General features: G+C 41.7%; 14 protein-coding genes and 1 pseudogene. 9 read left to right on the top strand and 6 right to left on the bottom strand.

The genetic code is table 11. The features are described 5' to 3' along the window. Positions 1–202 precede the first annotated feature (202 nt). The 4 genes from ACMAZF_RS08670 to ACMAZF_RS08655 all read left to right on the top strand — a co-directional run bounded on the left by ACMAZF_RS08670 (position 203) and on the right by ACMAZF_RS08655 (position 6,006). Entirely contained in the window at positions 203–1,396 is a 1,194-nt protein-coding gene (locus ACMAZF_RS08670) for an acetate kinase (RefSeq protein ID WP_435276960.1), read from the top strand. 2 nt (positions 1,397–1,398) lie between these two features. Further along, positions 1,399–3,543, top strand: coding sequence for a phosphate acetyltransferase (gene pta, locus ACMAZF_RS08665; protein ID WP_435276959.1), 2,145 nt, complete (start codon positions 1,399–1,401; stop codon positions 3,541–3,543). Continuing rightward, positions 3,533–3,976, top strand: a complete 444-nt coding sequence (locus tag ACMAZF_RS08660; RefSeq protein ID WP_435276958.1) for a hypothetical protein — start codon at positions 3,533–3,535, stop codon at positions 3,974–3,976. The genes pta and ACMAZF_RS08660 overlap by 11 nt, the downstream gene beginning before the upstream one ends. A 293-nt stretch (positions 3,977–4,269) precedes the next feature. After that, positions 4,270–6,006 carry a methyl-accepting chemotaxis protein gene (locus ACMAZF_RS08655; RefSeq protein WP_435276957.1) on the top strand — a complete coding sequence of 579 codons (1,737 nt, stop codon included), beginning with the start codon at positions 4,270–4,272 and terminating at the stop codon, positions 6,004–6,006. 752 nt (positions 6,007–6,758) lie between these two features. On the opposite strand, the gene ACMAZF_RS08650 is transcribed toward ACMAZF_RS08655, so the two are convergent. The 3 genes from ACMAZF_RS08650 to pheS are packed head-to-tail and all read right to left on the bottom strand — an operon-like array spanning position 6,759 to position 10,436. Beyond that, positions 6,759–7,055 (bottom strand): integration host factor subunit alpha, encoded by a 297-nt coding sequence (locus tag ACMAZF_RS08650; protein ID WP_435276956.1) that lies wholly within the window; start codon positions 7,053–7,055, stop codon positions 6,759–6,761. 3 nt (positions 7,056–7,058) lie between these two features. Beyond that, on the bottom strand, positions 7,059–9,446 hold the full coding sequence (pheT, locus tag ACMAZF_RS08645; protein ID WP_435276955.1) for a phenylalanine--tRNA ligase subunit beta: 2,388 nt from the start codon (positions 9,444–9,446) through the stop codon (positions 7,059–7,061). Positions 9,447–9,455: 9 nt separating this feature from the next. Next, complete coding sequence (pheS, locus tag ACMAZF_RS08640) at positions 9,456–10,436, bottom strand: phenylalanine--tRNA ligase subunit alpha (RefSeq protein ID WP_435276954.1); 981 nt, start codon at positions 10,434–10,436, stop codon at positions 9,456–9,458. A gap of 323 nt (positions 10,437–10,759) precedes the next feature. Between pheS and ACMAZF_RS08635 the strand changes: the two genes are divergently transcribed. The 3 genes from ACMAZF_RS08635 (at position 10,760) to fabA (ending at position 14,627) form a co-directional block, all read left to right on the top strand. Beyond that, the gene (locus ACMAZF_RS08635; RefSeq protein WP_435276953.1) at positions 10,760–11,962 is read left to right on the top strand and encodes a class I SAM-dependent methyltransferase; all 1,203 of its coding nucleotides are present in this window, start codon (positions 10,760–10,762) and stop codon (positions 11,960–11,962) included. A gap of 71 nt (positions 11,963–12,033) precedes the next feature. Beyond that, positions 12,034–14,037 carry an AAA family ATPase gene (locus tag ACMAZF_RS08630; protein ID WP_435276952.1) on the top strand — a complete coding sequence of 668 codons (2,004 nt, stop codon included), beginning with the start codon at positions 12,034–12,036 and terminating at the stop codon, positions 14,035–14,037. A gap of 74 nt (positions 14,038–14,111) precedes the next feature. Next, positions 14,112–14,627 (top strand): bifunctional 3-hydroxydecanoyl-ACP dehydratase/trans-2-decenoyl-ACP isomerase, encoded by a 516-nt coding sequence (fabA, locus tag ACMAZF_RS08625; protein ID WP_435276951.1) that lies wholly within the window; start codon positions 14,112–14,114, stop codon positions 14,625–14,627. 403 nt (positions 14,628–15,030) lie between these two features. Here fabA and ACMAZF_RS08620 read toward each other — a convergent pair whose 3' ends face one another. From ACMAZF_RS08620 to ACMAZF_RS08610, 3 genes and pseudogenes are all read right to left on the bottom strand, one after another. Beyond that, positions 15,031–15,264, bottom strand: coding sequence for a hypothetical protein (locus ACMAZF_RS08620; RefSeq protein ID WP_435276950.1), 234 nt, complete (start codon positions 15,262–15,264; stop codon positions 15,031–15,033). 43 nt (positions 15,265–15,307) lie between these two features. Next, positions 15,308–16,060, bottom strand: a complete 753-nt coding sequence (gene istB, locus ACMAZF_RS08615) for an IS21-like element helper ATPase IstB (protein ID WP_435276949.1) — start codon at positions 16,058–16,060, stop codon at positions 15,308–15,310. Positions 16,061–16,071: 11 nt separating this feature from the next. Continuing rightward, positions 16,072–16,545: pseudogene (locus ACMAZF_RS08610) on the bottom strand (IS21 family transposase); the annotation flags it as partial. A gap of 209 nt (positions 16,546–16,754) precedes the next feature. Here ACMAZF_RS08610 and istA point away from each other — a divergent pair. After that, positions 16,755–18,302, top strand: coding sequence for an IS21 family transposase (gene istA, locus ACMAZF_RS08605; RefSeq protein ID WP_435276182.1), 1,548 nt, complete (start codon positions 16,755–16,757; stop codon positions 18,300–18,302). Between the two features lie 10 nt (positions 18,303–18,312). Next, a complete protein-coding gene (gene istB, locus ACMAZF_RS08600; protein WP_435277174.1) occupies positions 18,313–19,059 on the top strand; it encodes an IS21-like element helper ATPase IstB in 747 nt (248 codons plus the stop codon). The last annotated feature ends 152 nt before the right edge of the window (positions 19,060–19,211 follow it).

The following is a 19,211-nucleotide window of genomic DNA, read 5'->3' as shown; positions in this document are numbered from 1 at the left end:
CAATTATTCAAAAAACTGCCACACTAAGATTCGACTTAAGTATATAATAGTTACCATTATCTCTAGTGGTTTCTTACAGCAATTATCAACATTTGTATACTTATTGTAGTGGCTCAGCGCCGACAAAGCTAGCCCATCATCGATAGCGTTGAAATATCTGACAAGCAATCACATTTTCAATTTCTCACTTTAGGAAACGTCAATGAAAGAATCATTGGTTTTTGTATTAAATTGCGGTAGTTCGTCACTTAAGTTTTCATTAATTGATAGTCAGTCCCATGCTGAAGTGTTCAGCGGTCTCGGAGACTCACTAGGTTCAGACACCCCGATTGTCAAATATAAATATCAAGGTACTAAGCACACTATTGACCTTCCAGCGCAATCAATGCATCAAAAGGCGGTCGATACTATCGTTGATTTACTCGCGACACTGTCATTGTCAGATAACGTCACCGCAATCGGCCATCGCGTGGTGCATGGCGGAGAATTGTTTACCCAATCTGTTGTCATTAACGAACAAGTACTTTCGCAATTAGAACAACTATCTAAGCTTGCACCGCTCCATAATCCAGCAAATATCATTGGTATTAAAGCAGCGTCAATAGCATTTCCTGCATTGAAACAAATTGCCGTCTTTGACACAGCATTCCATCAAACCATGCCACCAAAAGCTTTTACTTATGCTCTGCCTAGAGATCTATATGTTGAGCATGGCATTAGACGCTATGGATTTCACGGCACGAGCCATTTGTATATTACGCAACAAGCTGCGAAGGTTTTGAATAAACCAATCGATGATCTCAATATCATTAGCGCGCATTTAGGCAACGGGGCAAGTGTGACCGCGATAAGAAACGGAAAAAGCGTAGACACAAGTATGGGGCTAACACCACTTGAAGGTTTAGTCATGGGAACACGTTGTGGCGACATTGATCCCGCCATTTCACAATACATGATTGATCAACTTGGTTACACCAACGATGAAGTTAACGATATATTCAACAAAAAAAGTGGCTTACTTGGCTTATCCGGCTTGTCGAACGATTGCCGTGTCGTGGAAGAACACGCAATGCGCGACCATGATCATTGCCAGCTTGCCGTTGAAGTATTCTGTTATCGACTCGCAAAGTACATAGCCTCATACACAGTGCCGTTAGGCAGACTTGATGCTTTGGTATTTACAGGTGGCATCGGTGAGAATTCAGATATTATTCGTGCGAATGTTATTCACCAATTGAAAATTTTTGGATTTGAGTTAGATCGCCAAGCCAATCTTGACGCTAGATTCGGCAAAGAAGGAAAAATTACCGTTAAGGATAGCCCAATTGCACTTGTTATCCCTACGAACGAAGAACTCGTCATTGCACTTGATGCTATTGCATTAATAGAGGAATAATCATGCCAAGAACTATAATGTTAGTGCCAGTGGGTTTTGGCGTCGGTCTTACTTCTGTCAGCATGGGATTAGTTCATGCGGTTGAGCGCCATGGTATTAAAGTTAACTTTTTTAAGCCGGTCGCACAGCCCGTATCAGGCGATGTTGGGCCTGAGCGGTCAAGTACCATCATCGGACGTAATCCTAATATTGAACCACCGAAACCTCTTCTTCCCGGTTATGTTGATAATATGATGAGTAGCGGTAAGGCGGATACCTTACTGGAAGAAATCGTTGAGCAAGCCAACTGCGCTACCCTAGATAATGACATTTTAATTATTGAAGGACTCGTCCCTACACGTAAACAACAATACACATCGCGTCTTAACAACATGATTGCTAAAGCGCTTGACGCAGAAGTTGTTTTTGTTACATCACCCGGTAATGACAGTGCAACGCAACAAAAAGAACGAATAGAAATCGCTTGCCAACCATTTGGCGGTACAGACGCGGAAAGAATCTTGGGTTGTATCGTTAATAAGATCAATGCACCAATTGATGATAATGGTGTGCTTCGTCAAGATCTTGCTGGCAACAATAGCAGTTCAAGTCAACAACAAATGGAAGTGTTCCAATTATTTGGGCGCAGTCCAATACGTGTTTTAGGTTACATTCCATGGAATGAACAGATCATCGCACCACGTGTTATCGACATTGCAAATCACCTTCAAGCAAAAGTGATAAACGAAGGTGAAATTACTAGCCGCCGCTTAAGAAGTATAACGTTCTGCGCACGTAGTATTCCAAATATGGTGGAAAACTTCAGTGCCAATAAACTGCTGGTCGCCTCAGGGGATCGTTCAGACGTTATCGTATCAGCCTGTCTTGCGGCAATGAATGGAACAAAAATTGGCGCGTTGTTGTTAACCAATGGGTACGAGCCGGAGCAACCTGTATTAGATCTCTGTCAACAAGCGATGGCGACGGGCTTGCCAATCTTACTTGTAGAGACAAATACTTGGCAGACCTCAATTGATTTACAAAGCTTTAACCACGAAGTGCCTAATGATGATGTAGATCGTATCAACAAAGTAGACGAGTTTGTTGCAAGTCATATTGATAAACACTGGATAAGCTCTCTAGCGCATGCGTCAAGCAGAGAACGTCGTTTGTCCCCTGCTGCCTTTAGATACCAATTAACCGAAATGGCCCGCCGTGCTGCTAAAACAGTTATACTGCCAGAAGGTGAAGAGCCTCGCACGATCAAAGCTGCAGCAATTTGCGCGCAGCGTAATATTGCTAATTGTGTATTGTTAGGCAACCCTGAAACAATCGCTCTTATCGCAACCCAACAAGGGGTCGAATTAGGTGCTGGTGTAACCATCATCAATCCTGAAGACGTGCGTCAACAATACATAGATCCTATGGTAAAAATGCGTGAACACAAAGGCCTTACAGAAGTCGTAGCCCAAGAACAACTCGAAGATAATGTGGTTCTTGGTTCTATGATGTTGGCGCAAGATGAAGTCGATGGATTAGTATCGGGTGCAATTCACACAACCGCAAATACCATTCGTCCACCACTACAGCTAGTAAAGACAGCGCCAGAAGCTAGCCTAGTATCCTCAGTATTCTTTATGCTGTTGCCAGATCAAGTATTGGTTTATGGTGATTGTGCTATTAATCCTGATCCAAACGCGGAACAGCTCGCTGAAATTGCGATTCAATCAGCAGATTCTGCAATCGCGTTTGGAATTTCGCCAAAGGTTGCTATGATTAGTTACTCAACAGGTACTTCAGGAACAGGCTCTGATGTTGAGAAAGTAAGAGAAGCAACTGAAATTGCGCAGAAGCGCCGTCCAGATTTAATTATTGATGGTCCGCTTCAGTATGACGCAGCGATCATGAAAAATGTTGCGGCGTCAAAAGCGCCGAATAGCCCAGTTGCTGGTCAAGCCAATGTATTTATCTTCCCCGATCTAAATACCGGCAACACGACATACAAAGCCGTACAACGAAGCGCTGATTTGATCAGCATAGGCCCAATGCTTCAGGGCATGCGCAAACCAGTGAATGATTTATCACGGGGTGCATTAGTCGACGATATTGTTTACACTATCGCCTTAACAGCAATTCAAGGGAAACAAGCACAACATCATGAACAATAATTTTTTACTGCCTAAAGGCGTTAAAATCAAAGCAACAATCATTGCATTATTCGCGTTAGCGCTTTCTGCTTGTGGCGATAAAGAATCAAAAAAAATGCCAGAAGAAGTAGCGCAAGAGTTTGTTGAAGCTATTTACAATGCGAAAGACATTGATGAGATTAAAGAAAACTCGGTAAAACGCGTAGCAGGATTAGTTGATCATTACCGTAGTATCAAAATGATTCAGCGTCATGTTATGGAGTTATCACTTGATTCTGCCACAGTTCAAATTACGGATGTTGGCGGTGACTTCTTTAGAAAGTCGAAGAAAGATACACGTGTCGAATTACACATTCGCGGAAAATATCAAGGTGGTGTCGTCGCTGATGACCGCTTTTTACTCATGACTTGGGAAAATAATCGCTGGAAAGTGAAGCGAATTTCTAAATCGTAGTATAATTGTAACAAATCGAATAACAACCGAGCTTTCGCTCGGTTTTTTTTGCGTTTAAGTTATTAAGTTCTAAACTTATATTAGACACAGTCGATAGTATTATCGAAGGGACTCATCTAACAACATTTTATAACCGAACGTTGTTAGCACATCAAACAAATGCGAATCATGGTTTATCGCCATTTACTAAAGAGCCTTTTATGAAAATTAAATCAAAGCTATTTTTAAGTACCTGCCTCCTAGGCGTGAGTATGCTCATGATGCTTATACTACAAATGTATAGCGTCAACACGATGCATTCTCTTTTAGAAGGAATTGAAACTGCTGACACTATTGATAAAGGTGTTCTCCAATTACGTCGTAATGAGAAAGACTTTCTTGCACGTAAAGATGAAAAATATATTGGGAAATTTAAAAAGAATGTTGAATTAATTAAAGCCGAAAGCGGCGATTTAAAGCGTACTTTTCAAAGCTTTGATTTATCAGTACAGCAGATAAATCAATTTGACGCTATTTTAAGTGACTATCAACGAATCTTTGAAAAGCTCAACTTACAACAAAAAGCTATTGGTTATAAGACAAACCTTGGATTACAAGGACGATTACAAATCGCTTCAACGTCGTTGTTGGATTCAATTGCTAACTCTGACTACCAATCACAAAGTGAACTGTATCAGTTGCGACACATAGAAAAACAATTTTTACTTGAACCGTCTGACGCAAGTTTGCAGGCAATGGGCAATGCAGTAAGTGCTTCAAGACAACTCCAATCCTTAAACGCTGGTTTGCTTTCACAATATCACCAAGCATTTATCGCACTGTATGATGCAAAACAGGTTTTTGGATTTAATCAAAAACTTGGTTTACTAGGTAACATGCGCAAAACAGTGCATAAAACTGAAACATTACTTAAGGATATTGTATCAAGTAACAAACAAAAAATTACTGAGACTGAAGACTCTATTGCTGTCGTACAATTTACATTGTTTTTCGTGATTCTTGCGATTGCTATCGTCATTTCAGTATTAACCTCCCGCAGTATTTTACGACCAATTGAACAACTAAGAGATTTAATGATAACCATTGGCGAAACCAAAAACTTATCATTAACCGCGCCTTGCGATGGCGAAGATGAAATTGCGGAAATGTCGTCGCACTTTAATCAAATGGTTACCCAGTTTAGAGGTTTGATTAGTGAGGTGAATACTTCAGTCGTTGCGTTGAACGATGCAACGAATCAACTCGCAACTAACGTGTCCGTAACGACACAAGGTGTACAAAGCCAAATGGCTGAAACCGATATGGTTACAACGGCAATTACCGAAATGGTTGCTACCGTTGATGAGATTTCAAAGAATACTTCCGATACCGCGACTAAGGCGGAGTTAACGAATCAAAACGCAATTTCAGGCCAACAAGGCGTGGAAAAGACCATTGAGAAAATTAATGAATTGTCGTCCAACTTATTAGATTCCCAACAAGTTGTTACGGCGCTCGAAAGCGACAGCCAAAGTATTGGTCAGGTACTAGAAGTCATTCGTGGTATCGCTGAACAAACGAATTTGTTAGCTTTGAACGCTGCAATTGAAGCAGCTCGTGCAGGCGAACAAGGACGTGGATTTGCTGTAGTTGCCGATGAAGTTAGAAGCTTGGCAAGTAAAACACAAGATTCGACAAAGGAAATTGAGTCAATTATCTCTCAATTCCAAGGCCGTACTGCTGAGATAGTCGCTCTGATGGCGACTTGTCGAGATCAAGGTGACGTAAGTGCTCAGCAAGCGTCAAGTACTGGTGAAATGTTGCAAGAAATAACCGATGATGTTTCGATAATTCTTGGAATGGCTCAGTCAGTAGCTGCTGCTATCGAGGAGCAAAGTGCCGTAGCAAGTGAAGTCTACAAACACGTTGTCACGATTCGCGACGTAACTGATGAAACGTCGGAATTATCAGATCAAAATTCTGAGATGAGCCAAGAAGTCGCAGCACAGTCCAATGCACTTAACGACGCTGTATCTCAGTTCAAGGTGTAAAGATTAAGTATTAGGGCAAGTAATTCACACTTGCCCTATTCTTTCTAGCTATACTTGAACTGCTAATTTATCGATCTAAACCAGTCTCTCTTATTAGTCCTAGTCACTTGATAACTTCTACAGCCCATCAACCAGATAATACCAATTCCATTATTTAAGTAATCTTGTTGTGCTTAGGAAGAATCAACTAAAACAAGTCGCTCGATTGTGCAATAGCTTGGGATTGAGAGCAACGCAGTTATTGTAAATTCTAGCAAGCACAAGTGGTCAAATATTTAATGTAATTGCTATAAGCACCTCTTATTACCGTACGGATACTTCTACTAGTACATTATTATCTAAACAGGTGGCAATATATTTCCTGCAAGCTCAAACAACATACCTAATTCAGATCACACTGAAAGCCTTTAACACTACGCCATTAATTAATTGACCACTTGAGTCAGTTAAAAGTAATAAATACTGCTTTGCTTTCAATCTTAATAATGTGTCCTTAGTCAATCTCACTCGTTGAGCTGTGTTCTACTTTAGTTTCCCTTACCTCAACAAGATCTCGTATTTAGTCGAGTAGCTAGATAAGATTACTGGACACGATATATCATTTTCAATTGGAAGCCGTATTAAGCACAGGAAATATTTTGAAATATAGAAATCGTTCCATGAATAGGACTATTCATAGATAGGTAAGCTTATACAAGAAAAAAGTAAGCACCTAATGCGATAGGTGCTTACTTTATTGGGTCATCGGGCTATTAGTCTTTCGCTTCAAGCTGCTCTACGCGTGCTTTTAACTTTTGACCTGCTCTAAAGGTAACAACACGGCGTGCAGAAATTGGAATGTCTTCACCAGTCTTAGGGTTACGACCTGGACGTTCCGCTTTATCACGTAAATCAAAGTTACCAAATCCTGATAGTTTGATTTGTTCGCCTCTTTCCAAACAGCCACGTAGCTCTTCAAAAAATAGCTCTACCATTTCCTTGGCTTCTTTCTTACTAAAATCCAAATTTTCAAATAGATGTTCTGCCATATCGGCTTTAGTTAAGGCCATATTCTAGTCTCTTAAAGTTGCACCAAATGAATCATTAGCTGCTTTGACTGCTTTTTCGACAACCAATGCAATGTCTTTATCTTCCAAAGTTCGTTCCGCATCTTGCAAAATCAACGCAATTGCTAAACTTTTATATCCGTCTTCAATGCCTTGACCACGGTATACATCAAACAAGTTTATGCCAACTAACTGATTTTCGCCAACATTTTGTATGCTTTTTACTACTTCTTTTGCATTTACTTCTTCTTTCACTACAAGAGCAATGTCGCGTCTGTTAGCCGGAAACTTAGACTGGGCAACGGATTCAGGCAATTTTCTTTGCAAAAGAGCAGCTTGAGTAATCTCAAAAACAATGGTACGACCATTGAGGCCAAGCGGCTTTTCGTGTTGTGGATGAATAGCTCCTATAAACCCAACTGACTCATCGTTAACGAAAATTTCAGCGGATTGACCAGGATGAAGCGCATCAAGATTCGCTTTTCTGAACTCAAATTGATCAACGTCTGCTGTCAATTCCATCAAGGCTTCTAGATCACCTTTAAGGTCGAAGAAGTCTGCTGCACGAGACTCTAAGTCCCAATGCTCGTCACTAATACCACCAGCAATAACGCCAGCAATCATCGGATCTTGTGAAATACAATGTTCGCTGGCTTCGTTTGGATAGAAACGTAAACCAGTTTCAAATAAACGAACGCGGCCTTGTTGACGTTTCTGATTATTGCTAACCGCTTGAATCAAACCTGTCCACAAGCTTACACGCATTACCGACATATCAGCAGAGATTGGGTGTGGTAATATTTTTGCAGCAAGCTCAGGGAATAATACCTGCTGTTTCTTTGGATCAACGAAGCTATAAGTAATGGCTTCGTTAAATCCACGAGCAACCATCGCGTTGCGTAGGTTATTAACACTTAACGCCTGCTCTTTGTGCTCACTCATTACCAACATGCCTGCTGGTGACTCGTTAGGAATATTGTTGTAACCGAATACACGCGCTACTTCTTCAATCAGATCTGACTCAATATTGATATCAAAACGGTATGAAGGAGACTGACAACTCCAGCCTGCATCAGTAACAACGGTATCAATACCTAAACGCGTTAGGATTTCAGTTACTTTGTCACTGTCAATTGAAATACCGATAATACGGTCTAAACGACTACGACGTAATTCAATGCTATTTGACGTTGGTAAATGTTCAGTTGCAACTGCTTCAACGATAGGGCCAGCTTGACCACCAACGATATCTAATAATAGCTGTGTTGCACGTTCCATGGCATCAAACTGCAATTTAGGATCAACGCCGCGCTCGTAACGGTGAGATGCATCAGTGTGTAAACCATACTTGCGTGCTTGCCCAGCAATCGCAAGCTTACCAAAGAATGCGCTTTCTAAGAAAATATCTTCACTTGAGTCGTTAACACCACTGCTTTCACCGCCAAAAATACCAGCCATAGCTAATGCTTTATTATCATCAGCAATCACTAATGTATCTTCGTTAAGCGTTACTTCGTTGCCATCTAACAACGTAAGCTTTTCAGCGGCTGTTGGCATACGTACATCGATACCACCGTCAATAGTCGATAAATCAAACGCGTGCATTGGGTGACCAAGCTCTAGTAACACATAGTTAGTGACATCAACTACGGCATCTATGCTGCGAACACCGCTACGACGTAGCTTTTCGCTCATCCATAATGGCGTAGCCGCTTTAACGTTGATACCTTTAATGACACGACCAAGATAACGTGGACATGACTCTGGTGCGCTAAGTTTAATCGCTACTTTGTCTTCAATAGTTACGTCAGCAGGTGTAATCGCTGGTGCAGTAACATCAATATTGTTAAGCACAGCCACTTCACGAGCAAGACCTTTAATACCTAAACAATCTGCGCGGTTAGCCGTTAAATCAACATCAATCGAAACGTCGTTCAATGACAGATATTCTCTAACATCAGTGCCGATTGGCGCATCTAATGGCAGCTCTAAAATACCATCACTCTCATCTGCCATGCCTAATTCGCTAAACGAACATAACATGCCAAACGATGGTTGACCGCGAAGCTTCGCTTTCTTAATCTTGAAGTCACCCGGTAATACCGCACCAACTTTAGCAACAGCAACTTTTAGACCTTGACGACAGTTTTTTGCGCCACAAACGATATCAACAAGCTCTTCTTCACCAACGTTAATTTTGGTGACTTGTAACTTATCGGCGTCAGGGTGTTGACCACATTCTACGACTTCACCAACAACCACGTTAGTAAACTCAGCAGCAACTGGCTCAACATCATCTACTTCTAAGCCAGCCATTGTTAACTGAGCTGATAATTCTTCGCTACTTACGCTAGGGTTAACCCACTCACGTAGCCATGATTCACTAAATTTCATGTGATAACCTTATTTAAACTGTTTTAGGAAACGTGCGTCGTTTTCAAAGAACGAACGTAAGTCATCAACGCCATATCTCAGCATTGTTAAACGTTCAACGCCCATACCAAATGCAAAACCAGTGTATTCTTCAGGATCAATGCCTGCACTGCGTAGTACTTCAGGGTGAACCATGCCGCAACCTAATACTTCTAGCCAACCATTTTTACCTTTAACATCAACTTCAGCTGAAGGCTCAGTAAATGGGAAATATGATGGACGGAAACGGATCTCTAAATCTTCTTCAAAGAAATTCTTTAAGAAATCATGCAAAATGCCTTTAAGCTGAGTAAAGCTAACATTTTTGTCGACCATTAAGCCTTCCACTTGGTGGAACATAGGCGTATGCGTTTGATCGTAATCATTACGATATACACGACCTGGCGATATAATACGCAATGGTGGCTTTTCAACTTCCATCGTACGAATTTGTACACACGATGTTTGTGTTCTTAATACAGTTTTAGGATCAAAGTAAAATGTATCGTGATCGGCACGTGCTGGGTGATGGTCAGGAATATTTAACGCGTCAAAGTTATGAAAATCATCTTCAACTTCAGGGCCAGCTTTAACGCTAAAGCCAAGCTCACCAAAGAAACTCTCGATGCGCTCGATAGTGCGATTTACCGGATGAACAGTACCTGCGCTTAAGCGGCGACCGGGAAGACTCACGTCAATTGACTCATTCGCCAACTTCGCATTGAGCTCCGCAGTACGTAGGACGTTGCCTTTTTCAACTAGTGCAGCTTGAATTTGCTGTTTAGCTTGGTTAATTAACTGCCCTGCTTTTGGACGTTCTTCATTAGACAATTGGCCTAACGATTTCAGCAAGTCAGTCATTTTACCTTTTTTACCTAAATAGGTAACACGAACCTGATCTAACGTGTTGAGATCAGTCGCTTGAGTAATTTCATCTTGTGCTTGCTTAACAATTGTTTCAAGTTGCTGCATTAAGCTTTCCCATAGTAATGGTTAATGAGCGATGTTCAAAAACTAGCCAATGTAAAGCCTAGCTTGATTATTCATCACTATTTATTGAATTTGACAAAGGTGGGCAATTCTACGCGATGATTACGACAATAGCTAGGCTATGCCGTTGATTTTTAGCCATACTCAGCGCCTTTTTATGCACTAAAACTCGCTTCATTGATTTTGTTTGCACTAATGTGAACTAAAACGGTATTAAACCGAGCTAAACCTTGAAATAAGTTGCACCAAGCGGGGTCCGTCAGTAAAATCTCGCCTCACTCAACTTTCCGGTCCAAGGTGATCTCATGCAACAGTCAAACAACGCTTCAATTATTCTAAAACCTGGCCGCGAGAAAGCGTTAAACCGCCGTCATCCTTGGATATTTTCGATGGCTATAAAGTCAGTTAAGGGCAAGCCTGAATTAGGCGAAACTGTCGATATTCTTGATGCGCAAGGTAAATGGTTAGCAGCTGGGGCGTATTCCCCTGAATCACAAATTCGGGTTCGTATTTGGTCTTTTGAACCGGATGTTGCCATTGATGCTGATTTTTTCAAACAGCGTATCAGTGCTGCGGCACAAGCAAGAGTATCGCTAATCAACGATCAACAGCTAACGGGCTTTCGTTTAGTGGCTGCAGAATCTGATTATTTACCTGGCGTCACCATTGATCACTATGATCACACGCTTGTCTGTCAATTACTCAGCGCCGGTGCAGAATATAATCGTCATCATATTATTGCCGCTCTTGATGCGCTTTACCCTGAGCATAATATTTATGATCGCTCAGACGTTGATGTGCGTAAAAAAGAAGGTCTCGAGCCAACTAAAGGGCTAATTAAAGGTGATGAACCCGCACCATTAACATTAGTCAAAGAAAACGGTGTTGATATTCTAGTGGACATCACTGGCGGTCATAAAACGGGTTTTTACTTTGACCAACGAGATAACCGACGCATCGCGGGCAGTTTCTGTAAAGACAAGACTGTATTAAACTGTTTTAGTTACACGGGAACCTTTGGTATCTACGCCATGAAAGAAGGTGCTAAGCACTTTACCAATGTTGACTTGTCACAGAGCGCCCTAGATATTGCGAAGCAAAACATTGAAATCAATCAATTGGACATGTCAAAAGTCGATTTCGTACAAGCAGACGTATTTAAACTCCTTCGTCGTTACCGTGATGAAGGCAAAACCTTTGATGTGATCATTTTAGATCCACCAAAGTTTGCAGACAACAAATCGCAGCTTAATGGCGCTTGTCGAGGTTATAAAGATATCAACATGGTGGCGATGCAATTACTTAATCCAGGTGGCACACTCTTAACCTATTCATGTTCTGGCTTAATGGCGAGTGACTTATTCCAAAAGATTGTTGCCGATGCGGCCCTTGATGCAAAACGTGATGCCCAAATTATTGCGCGTTTATCTCAGGCATCAGATCATCCAATTGCCAGTACCTTTCCTGAGGGCTTTTACTTAAAAGGCCTAGCAGTAACCGTGCGATAACCGCTAGCCATAAGATAGTTAAGCGTGATAAGTTGAATAGAAACAGATAATTAGTTATAAGGAAGTCGTCGTTGAATAAAGTAACAGGGTTAACCAAACAGCAATTAGGATTTGATCAGCAGCATGCCAAAACCCTGTTAGAAAATCACTCATGGCTCGATGCCGTCGGCCTGAGTTTAGGGCAAGATCGCGCGCAAAATGCGTTCAAGTTTTTCTCGACACCGCAATGTAGTGAACAGCATATGATGGTGCTTGGCTACCCCGCTATCGATTCAAAGGCGCTTATTAGGGAGTTGTTGCTGTCTAATCCACTGGTTACCGATAACGTATTTGACGTGGTGTATTGTGAGGATGTTACCAATGCGCGTAAGCCAATTTGTATAAACTTACCACAGGGCCAAGGGGTTAAATTTACCCGTCTAGTTCATTCATGGCTAAAACGTGCTAGTGCCTTGGTTAAAGAAAATCAGGACAGTGATACAAAGTTTTTCACAGACGAGTTGGCACCATTACTGAAAGTATTTAAACGTTTACCTAAGGTATTAACGTTTCTAAATGATTTGGCCAAGCAACTAGATAATGGTTATGCCTTAAGCCATCCTATTTTGGTGAACAATTTTGTCACGCATCAAGCCGATGACACCTTTCCAATTGTTTTTTGTGACAACCCTGACAGCGTTAAACTCTTTGGTGATATTGCCCATATTACCGAGCAAGGTACGACGGTGGCGAACCATCACTTATTACAACCAGGCTTGCTCCATCAAGCCAATGGCGGTGTCCTTGTTTTGCCAAGTGATCGTTTGCTCGAAAATACTCAATTGTGGTTTGAGTTAAAGTCATCGTTGTTTGACCGTCAAATTAAATGGACCAGCGCCAATCATTGGCTCGATCCACAGGCTATTGATTTAAAGACGCAAATAATTCTGGTTGGCGATGCGCTGTCTTATAAAGGGTTATTGGATTTAGATCCTGATATTATTCAGTTATTTCCACTGATTGCTGAAGTGAATCATCAATTTGCGTTAGACGACGAGCAAGCCTTCGTTAAATACGCGGGTTATTTACAAAATATTGCTCGTCGCGCTAATTGCGTAGATTTAACAAGCGACGCATTAGTAGCATTGATGAACTACTCGTCATTCCTCATTGAACATCAACAACGTATGTCTCTGGATAGCGCGATGTTCAAGTCTTTGATTCAACAGGCGCAAGTCTTCGCACAAGACAATGATAAGATCGATAGCGACCATATTTTGCAAGCCATTGATGCCTTTAACCATCGTAAGAACCGGATTGCACAATACAGCTTTGAGGCCATCAAGGACAAGCAGTTATTGTTAGTAACGGATGGCCAACAAATCGGGCAAATAAATGCCCTATCAGTCTTAGATACCGATTTAGATAGTTTTGGCGAGCCATCTCGCGTTACCGCAGCGGTCTATTACGGCGATGGCGATATTGGTGATGTGGAGCGTAAAGTCGATCAGGCGGGTAATATTCACGCGAAAGGCGTTGCTATTCTGACCTCTTACTTACATCAAAAATTTGCGATGGATGATGAAATTCCCCTTGATGCAAATCTTGTATTTGAACAATCCTATCAAGGTATCGACGGCGATAGCGCTGCAATGGCCAGCTTAATGTGTCTATTGTCTGCATTTGCGCAAAAGCCGCTTAACCAAGGCATCGCAGTAACCGGTGCTATGGATCAATTTGGTAATATTTTGGCCATTGGTGGCGTTAATGAAAAAATTGTCGGCTTTTATAATGTCTGTAAAGCGAATGGTTTTGACAAGCAACAAGGGGTGATTATTCCTGCGTCGAATGTACCCAATTTGAACCTGCCGCAAGACATAAGAGAGGCGATTGAATTAAAGCAATTTGCTATCTTCCCTGTTGATCATATTGAACAGGCCATTGAATTAGGCTTTAGTCTACCTGCAGGCGTGATGGATGACAGTGGTTGTTATCCAGAAGATTCGTTGTATGGCGTCATAGAGCACCGTATTGACGATTTAAACAATCCGCAAGCGCCGCAGATATCATTGTTATCTCGTTTAAAATTCTGGTAACGTGCTCATCGGAGTTGTCTAGCGTACAGGTGTTCGCTAACCTAGCCCACAAATTTATACGGTGATTTAAAAAAATGATTAAAAAATCAAGTTACACAAGAGAAGACTTACTGGCTAGTGGCCGTGGTGAATTATTCGGTCAAGGAAATCCACAATTACCTGCGCCAAACATGTTAATGATGGATCGCATCGTTAGTATGACTGAAGATGGCGGTACTTTTAGTAAGGGTGAAATTATTGCAGAATTAGATATTACTAAAGATTTGTGGTTTTTTGATTGTCATTTCATTGGCGACCCAGTAATGCCCGGTTGTTTGGGGTTAGACGCCATGTGGCAACTCGTTGGTTTTTATCTAGGTTGGATTGGTGGTCAAGGTCGTGGCCGTGCGCTAGGTGTTGGTGAATTAAAATTTACCGGGCAAGTTTTACCTAATGCTAAAAAAGTCACCTACAAAATAAATATGAAACGGGTTATCAACCGTAAGCTTGTTATGGGGATGGCTGACGCTACTATGGAAGTAGATGGCCGTGAAATATACAATGCCAAAGATTTAAAAGTCGGTTTATTTAGCGATACTACTTCTTTCTAAATTTTTATTTTATTGAATGGCGCGCAAAGCGCTATTCAATAATTACACGTCAAACAGTATACGGTTAGGATATTGACAATTCAAAGTATCGACTATCTTTCAATCCTTCAATAGATGGCTTTTCCTTTATTTCCCTAAACTCTAATTTTAATAATAGAGCAATGCTGGCATTATTTACTTGGTTCGTCATTGCTGCAAGCGTAGAATATTTTGCGTCTAGCTTTACCTTTTCGACAAATGCGCTTGCTGCTTCGTAGGCAAAGCCCTATCCATGTGCGGTGTCTAAAAACGCATAACCGAGGTCTGGAATGGATAAATAATCCCGCTGCATCAAGCCACATAATACCAATTGCATTAAATATTTGCCCACTTGTACTTGTTAAAACACACATTGATCAGACCCCTAGGTCACTTTTTTGATTTTGTATAAGTGCATGGCATGCCCACCAATAAGGTTTACTATCTTTTGCCTGAGTTCGGTCAGGCCATCTAAGTAGGTTTGATCGTAAATATAATCATCACCTTGTTGAAGTAAATTGATGCCATCAAAACACTGAAACACCCAGCGCAATGTGGGGGCGGCCGTTTCTTGATTTATTTGGTGCGTAATAACATGAAGAAGATCACCCAATAACATTCATGGAGATCGCTTTTTTCTGTTTTGTAGAGCCTCTTTAAATTTAGCTTGAGTGATCTCCATCAGTCAAGTTATTGATGATTTTTCGCATCGATTCACCTTCTAATTTTATTTTTATTGAGCCATGAACTAGCCGATCCAAAATGGCATCGGCATGGGTAGATTCCCCGATCATTTTGTACCAATGTTCTTGCGGTAATTGGCTAGCGATTAACGTTGATTTAGTATCATACCTAGCATCAATGAGCTCTAGTAAATCACTCCGCTGCTGAGCGGTTAGTGGCTCTAACCCCCAGTCATCTAAAATCAGTAAATTTGCATTGGTTAATTTACTGATAAACTTGCGATAAGTTCCGTCGGCCTGAGATAAATACATCTTCTCCAATAGCTCTTTTAATCTAAAGTAGAACACGCTATCGCCTTGCTGGCAGTGGTGTTGGCCAAGCGCACAGGCTAAGTAGGTTTTGCCACAACCTGTCGCTCCTGTGATTAAGATATTTTGATGAAGTCGTAACCATTCGCCCTGTGCTAGCGAGCGGATTTGTGCCTTATCTAGGTTACGATTGGCACGATAATCGAGTTGCTCTATCTGAGCTTGCACTCTAAATTTTGCTTGGCGAGTTAATCGCTCTATTTTTCTAGTGACTCGCTGATTTATCTCATTATCGAGTAACAAGGTTAACCTCTCTTCAAAAGCGAGTTCTTTGTAATGATTTGGCTGCTCCGTTTGGAGCGTTAATGCATCACGTATGCCACCAAGATTCAGCGTATTCAATTGGTTATAAATGGTTTTCATTGGTTTTCCCCTTAATGATAATATTTGTTTCCGCGAACATTTTTATGCTCGATTTCACCAAGTAAGTCGAGTTGAACTTCCGGCAATGGTTGACGGTCTAGTCCCTTATCTAAGATTGAGCGGATACCTGCGAGTCGCATGATGCCTGCATGTAAAGCTCGGCGACTGGCGGCTTCTAACCTTGCTGGTGAATATTTCTTCGATAAATTCAGTAATCCTAAACAGACACGATAGCTTTGCTCTGGATGCCGTTTCGATTGCAGTAATTTGATGACGAGCTCTTCAGTGCTACTACCAATGTCTTTCGCCCACTTTTCAAAACGATGAGGGGACCACTGATCATGCTTGCGATGAGCGATTGGCATGTGCCCCTCAATTGTCGTGTGTGCACCTATTTTTGATGAACGAGGATGTGAGGCGACACATTCACCATGGTGGTAAAGCCTAACCAACTCTCCACTGATATGTGCTTCAAGCTTTTTTTTATCAATGAATGAGGTGCATATTCTTATGGATGTTGATCACCTGTTCTCATCGAAACTGATCACACATTCTCATTCAAGCTGATCACCTTTTCTCATTGATGTTGATCACTGATTTTAGCTAGGCTAATTTCAAATGACTGCTTTCAATACTGCCATTTTGCATTGTTATAACCGCATAATGTTTACTCCATTTTTATCAAGGAGTCGTTATGCCAGCAGAGTCAATATCAATGCGAAAACTTAAAGAAATACTTCGATTAAAATATGAAGCCAAGTTATCACACCGTAAAATCGGTACAAGCTTGTCTATCTCACCAGGTACTGTATCGACCTATGTCAACCGCGCTAAGCTCATGGGTATAGAGGAATGGCCGTTGCCACCAATTTGGGACGACATCAAACTCAATAAGTGCTTTTTGCAAACCAAAATCCAACCTAGGACTGCGATCCCGCTGCCAAACTGGTCACAATTCAATAGTCAATTAAAGGGTAAAGGCGTTACTAAACAGTTGCTGTGGCAAGAGTATGTCGAGCGAAATGCCACTAATCATTATAGCTATCCGCAGATGTGCCGTATTTACAAAGACTGGCTGTCACGTCAACAACCGTCGATGCGACAGATTCATAAGTACGGTGAGAAGTTGTTTATTGATTACTGTGGCCCAACAATCCCCATTGTTAACCCACAAACTGGTGAATTTCGCGGCGCACAAATATTCGTTGCTGTGATGGGTGGTACTAATTTTACCTTTGCTGAAGCGACGCTATCCCAACAGCTTGAAGATTGGGTAATGAGCCATGTTCGAGCATTCGAGTTTTTAGGTGCCATTCCCGATATTATTGTGCCTGACAATTTGCGTTCAGCGACAACAAGAGCATGTAAATATGACCCTGACTTAAACCCAACATATCAGCAGCTTGCTGCACATTATAATGTAGCAATCATTCCAGCAAGACCGTTGCGGCCCAAAGACAAGGCTAAAGCTGAAAATGGTGTGCTGATCGTCGAACGCTGGATAATGGCGGTATTACGCCATGAAACATTCTATAGCTTAACGCAGCTCAATCAGCGGGTCAGCCAATTACTTGTGAAGTTAAACACCAAGCCTTTCCAGAAACTGCCAGGAAACAGAACAACAGAGTTTAATACCCATGAGCTGCCCGCCATGAGGCCTCTTCCGAGACACGCTTACCAGTACACCTACATAAAAAAGGTCAAAGTAAATGTTGATTACCATATTGAAGTGAATAAGCACTATTACTCAGTGCCGTATGGGCTACTTAAAAAGCAAGTCGAGGCGCATGTCAGTGATAAGACTGTAAAACTTTATTATCAAAATCAATGTATTGCCCAGCATCTTCGTTCAATCCGCATCGGAGGTTACAGCACTCAAGTGGAGCATATGCCTAAGGCGCATCAAGATTACGCTAAATGGACGCCAGATCGCTTAAAACAATGGGCGAGTACGCTCGGTGAGTATGTCTCGCAGTGGGTCGACTATCAATTGCACAGTAAAGCTCATCCACAACAAAGCTATAAAGTCTGCTTTGGCTTACTGAGCTTAAACAAGGTCTATTCAAAAGAGCGCCTAAACGCGGCATGTCAACGGGCCCTAGACACTGGAGGTTACCGACTAGCAAACGTAAAAATCATACTGAAAAAGAACTTAGACCAAGAAAAACGTGAACCTAAGCAAATCGATCTATTGGCAGATATCAAGCATGACAATGTCCGTGGACAAAACTACTACCATTAAGGGAAATATGATGAATATCGAATTAACTCAACAGCTTAGTAATTTACGTTTAAGCGTCATTCTCAGCAGCCTAACGCGCCAAGAAGAGCAGCCACATTTATATAGTGACTTAAGTTTTCATGATCGGTTATCACTATTGCTGGGAGAAGAAATTGCAACCAGGGAGCAACGTAAGATAGAGCGCCTAGTCAAGTATGCTAAATTTCGATTGGCTGCTCATCCAAGTCAAATCGATTACCGAGCGAGCCGTGGCATTGTTAAATCACAAATTAGCAGCTTGCTTGAAGGACATTGGCTTGAGCACCATCAGAACCTTATTTTTACCGGCGCGACAGGCTGCGGCAAAACCTTTTTAGGCTGTGCTATTGGGCATTACTTTTGCCAACAGGGCATACCAGCACGCTATTACCGAATCAAAGGGCTGCAAGAGCAGCTACGGCAAGTTCACGGCGAGGGAAGTTATCCTCGGTTCCTTGCCCAGCTCAATAAGACACCGATCTTGATCTTGGATGATTGGGGAATGGAAATGTTGACGAGTCAGCAGCGCAGCGATCTTCTAGACATAATAGACGCACGACACGAACAAGGTTCAATGATCATAATGAGTCAGCTGCCTGTGGCTAAGTGGCATGAACTGATCGGTGAAGCCACCTATGCAGATGCCATTATGGATCGGCTTATTCATCGTTCACAGCGTTTTGAGTTACAGGGAGAATCAATGCGAAAATTAGAAATGAACTTGACGGAGACGTCGTGATCAATTAACAATGTTACCGAGCCGCAAAATGGCACCGAAGAGTGATCAGTATGGATGAGAACAACTGATCAGCTTCGGTGAGAATGAGTGATCATCTTCATGAGAATACACATGAGGTACAGAGTAATAGTGTTTTTCAACTTCAATATGGT

This window comes from Psychrobium sp. nBUS_13 (assembly GCF_051201665.1).
Lineage (GTDB): Bacteria > Pseudomonadota > Gammaproteobacteria > Enterobacterales > Psychrobiaceae > Psychrobium.
The sequence above is the reverse complement of the archived record's forward strand: the minus strand, read 5'-3'. Positions and strand labels throughout refer to the sequence as shown.

Coding starts and splice junctions, on each gene's coding strand:
- ACMAZF_RS08670 (WP_435276960.1), top strand. CDS start 203: ATGAAAGAATCATTGGTTTTTGTATTAAATTGCGGTAGTTCGTCACTT.
- pta (WP_435276959.1), top strand. CDS start 1,399: ATGCCAAGAACTATAATGTTAGTGCCAGTGGGTTTTGGCGTCGGTCTT.
- ACMAZF_RS08660 (WP_435276958.1), top strand. CDS start 3,533: ATGAACAATAATTTTTTACTGCCTAAAGGCGTTAAAATCAAAGCAACA.
- ACMAZF_RS08655 (WP_435276957.1), top strand. CDS start 4,270: ATGCATTCTCTTTTAGAAGGAATTGAAACTGCTGACACTATTGATAAA.
- ACMAZF_RS08650 (WP_435276956.1), bottom strand. CDS start 7,055: ATGGCCTTAACTAAAGCCGATATGGCAGAACATCTATTTGAAAATTTG.
- pheT (WP_435276955.1), bottom strand. CDS start 9,446: ATGAAATTTAGTGAATCATGGCTACGTGAGTGGGTTAACCCTAGCGTA.
- pheS (WP_435276954.1), bottom strand. CDS start 10,436: ATGCAGCAACTTGAAACAATTGTTAAGCAAGCACAAGATGAAATTACT.
- ACMAZF_RS08635 (WP_435276953.1), top strand. CDS start 10,760: ATGCAACAGTCAAACAACGCTTCAATTATTCTAAAACCTGGCCGCGAG.
- fabA (WP_435276951.1), top strand. CDS start 14,112: ATGATTAAAAAATCAAGTTACACAAGAGAAGACTTACTGGCTAGTGGC.
- ACMAZF_RS08620 (WP_435276950.1), bottom strand. CDS start 15,264: ATGTTATTGGGTGATCTTCTTCATGTTATTACGCACCAAATAAATCAA.
- istB (WP_435276949.1), bottom strand. CDS start 16,060: ATGAAAACCATTTATAACCAATTGAATACGCTGAATCTTGGTGGCATA.
- istA (WP_435276182.1), top strand. CDS start 16,755: ATGCCAGCAGAGTCAATATCAATGCGAAAACTTAAAGAAATACTTCGA.
- istB (WP_435277174.1), top strand. CDS start 18,313: ATGAATATCGAATTAACTCAACAGCTTAGTAATTTACGTTTAAGCGTC.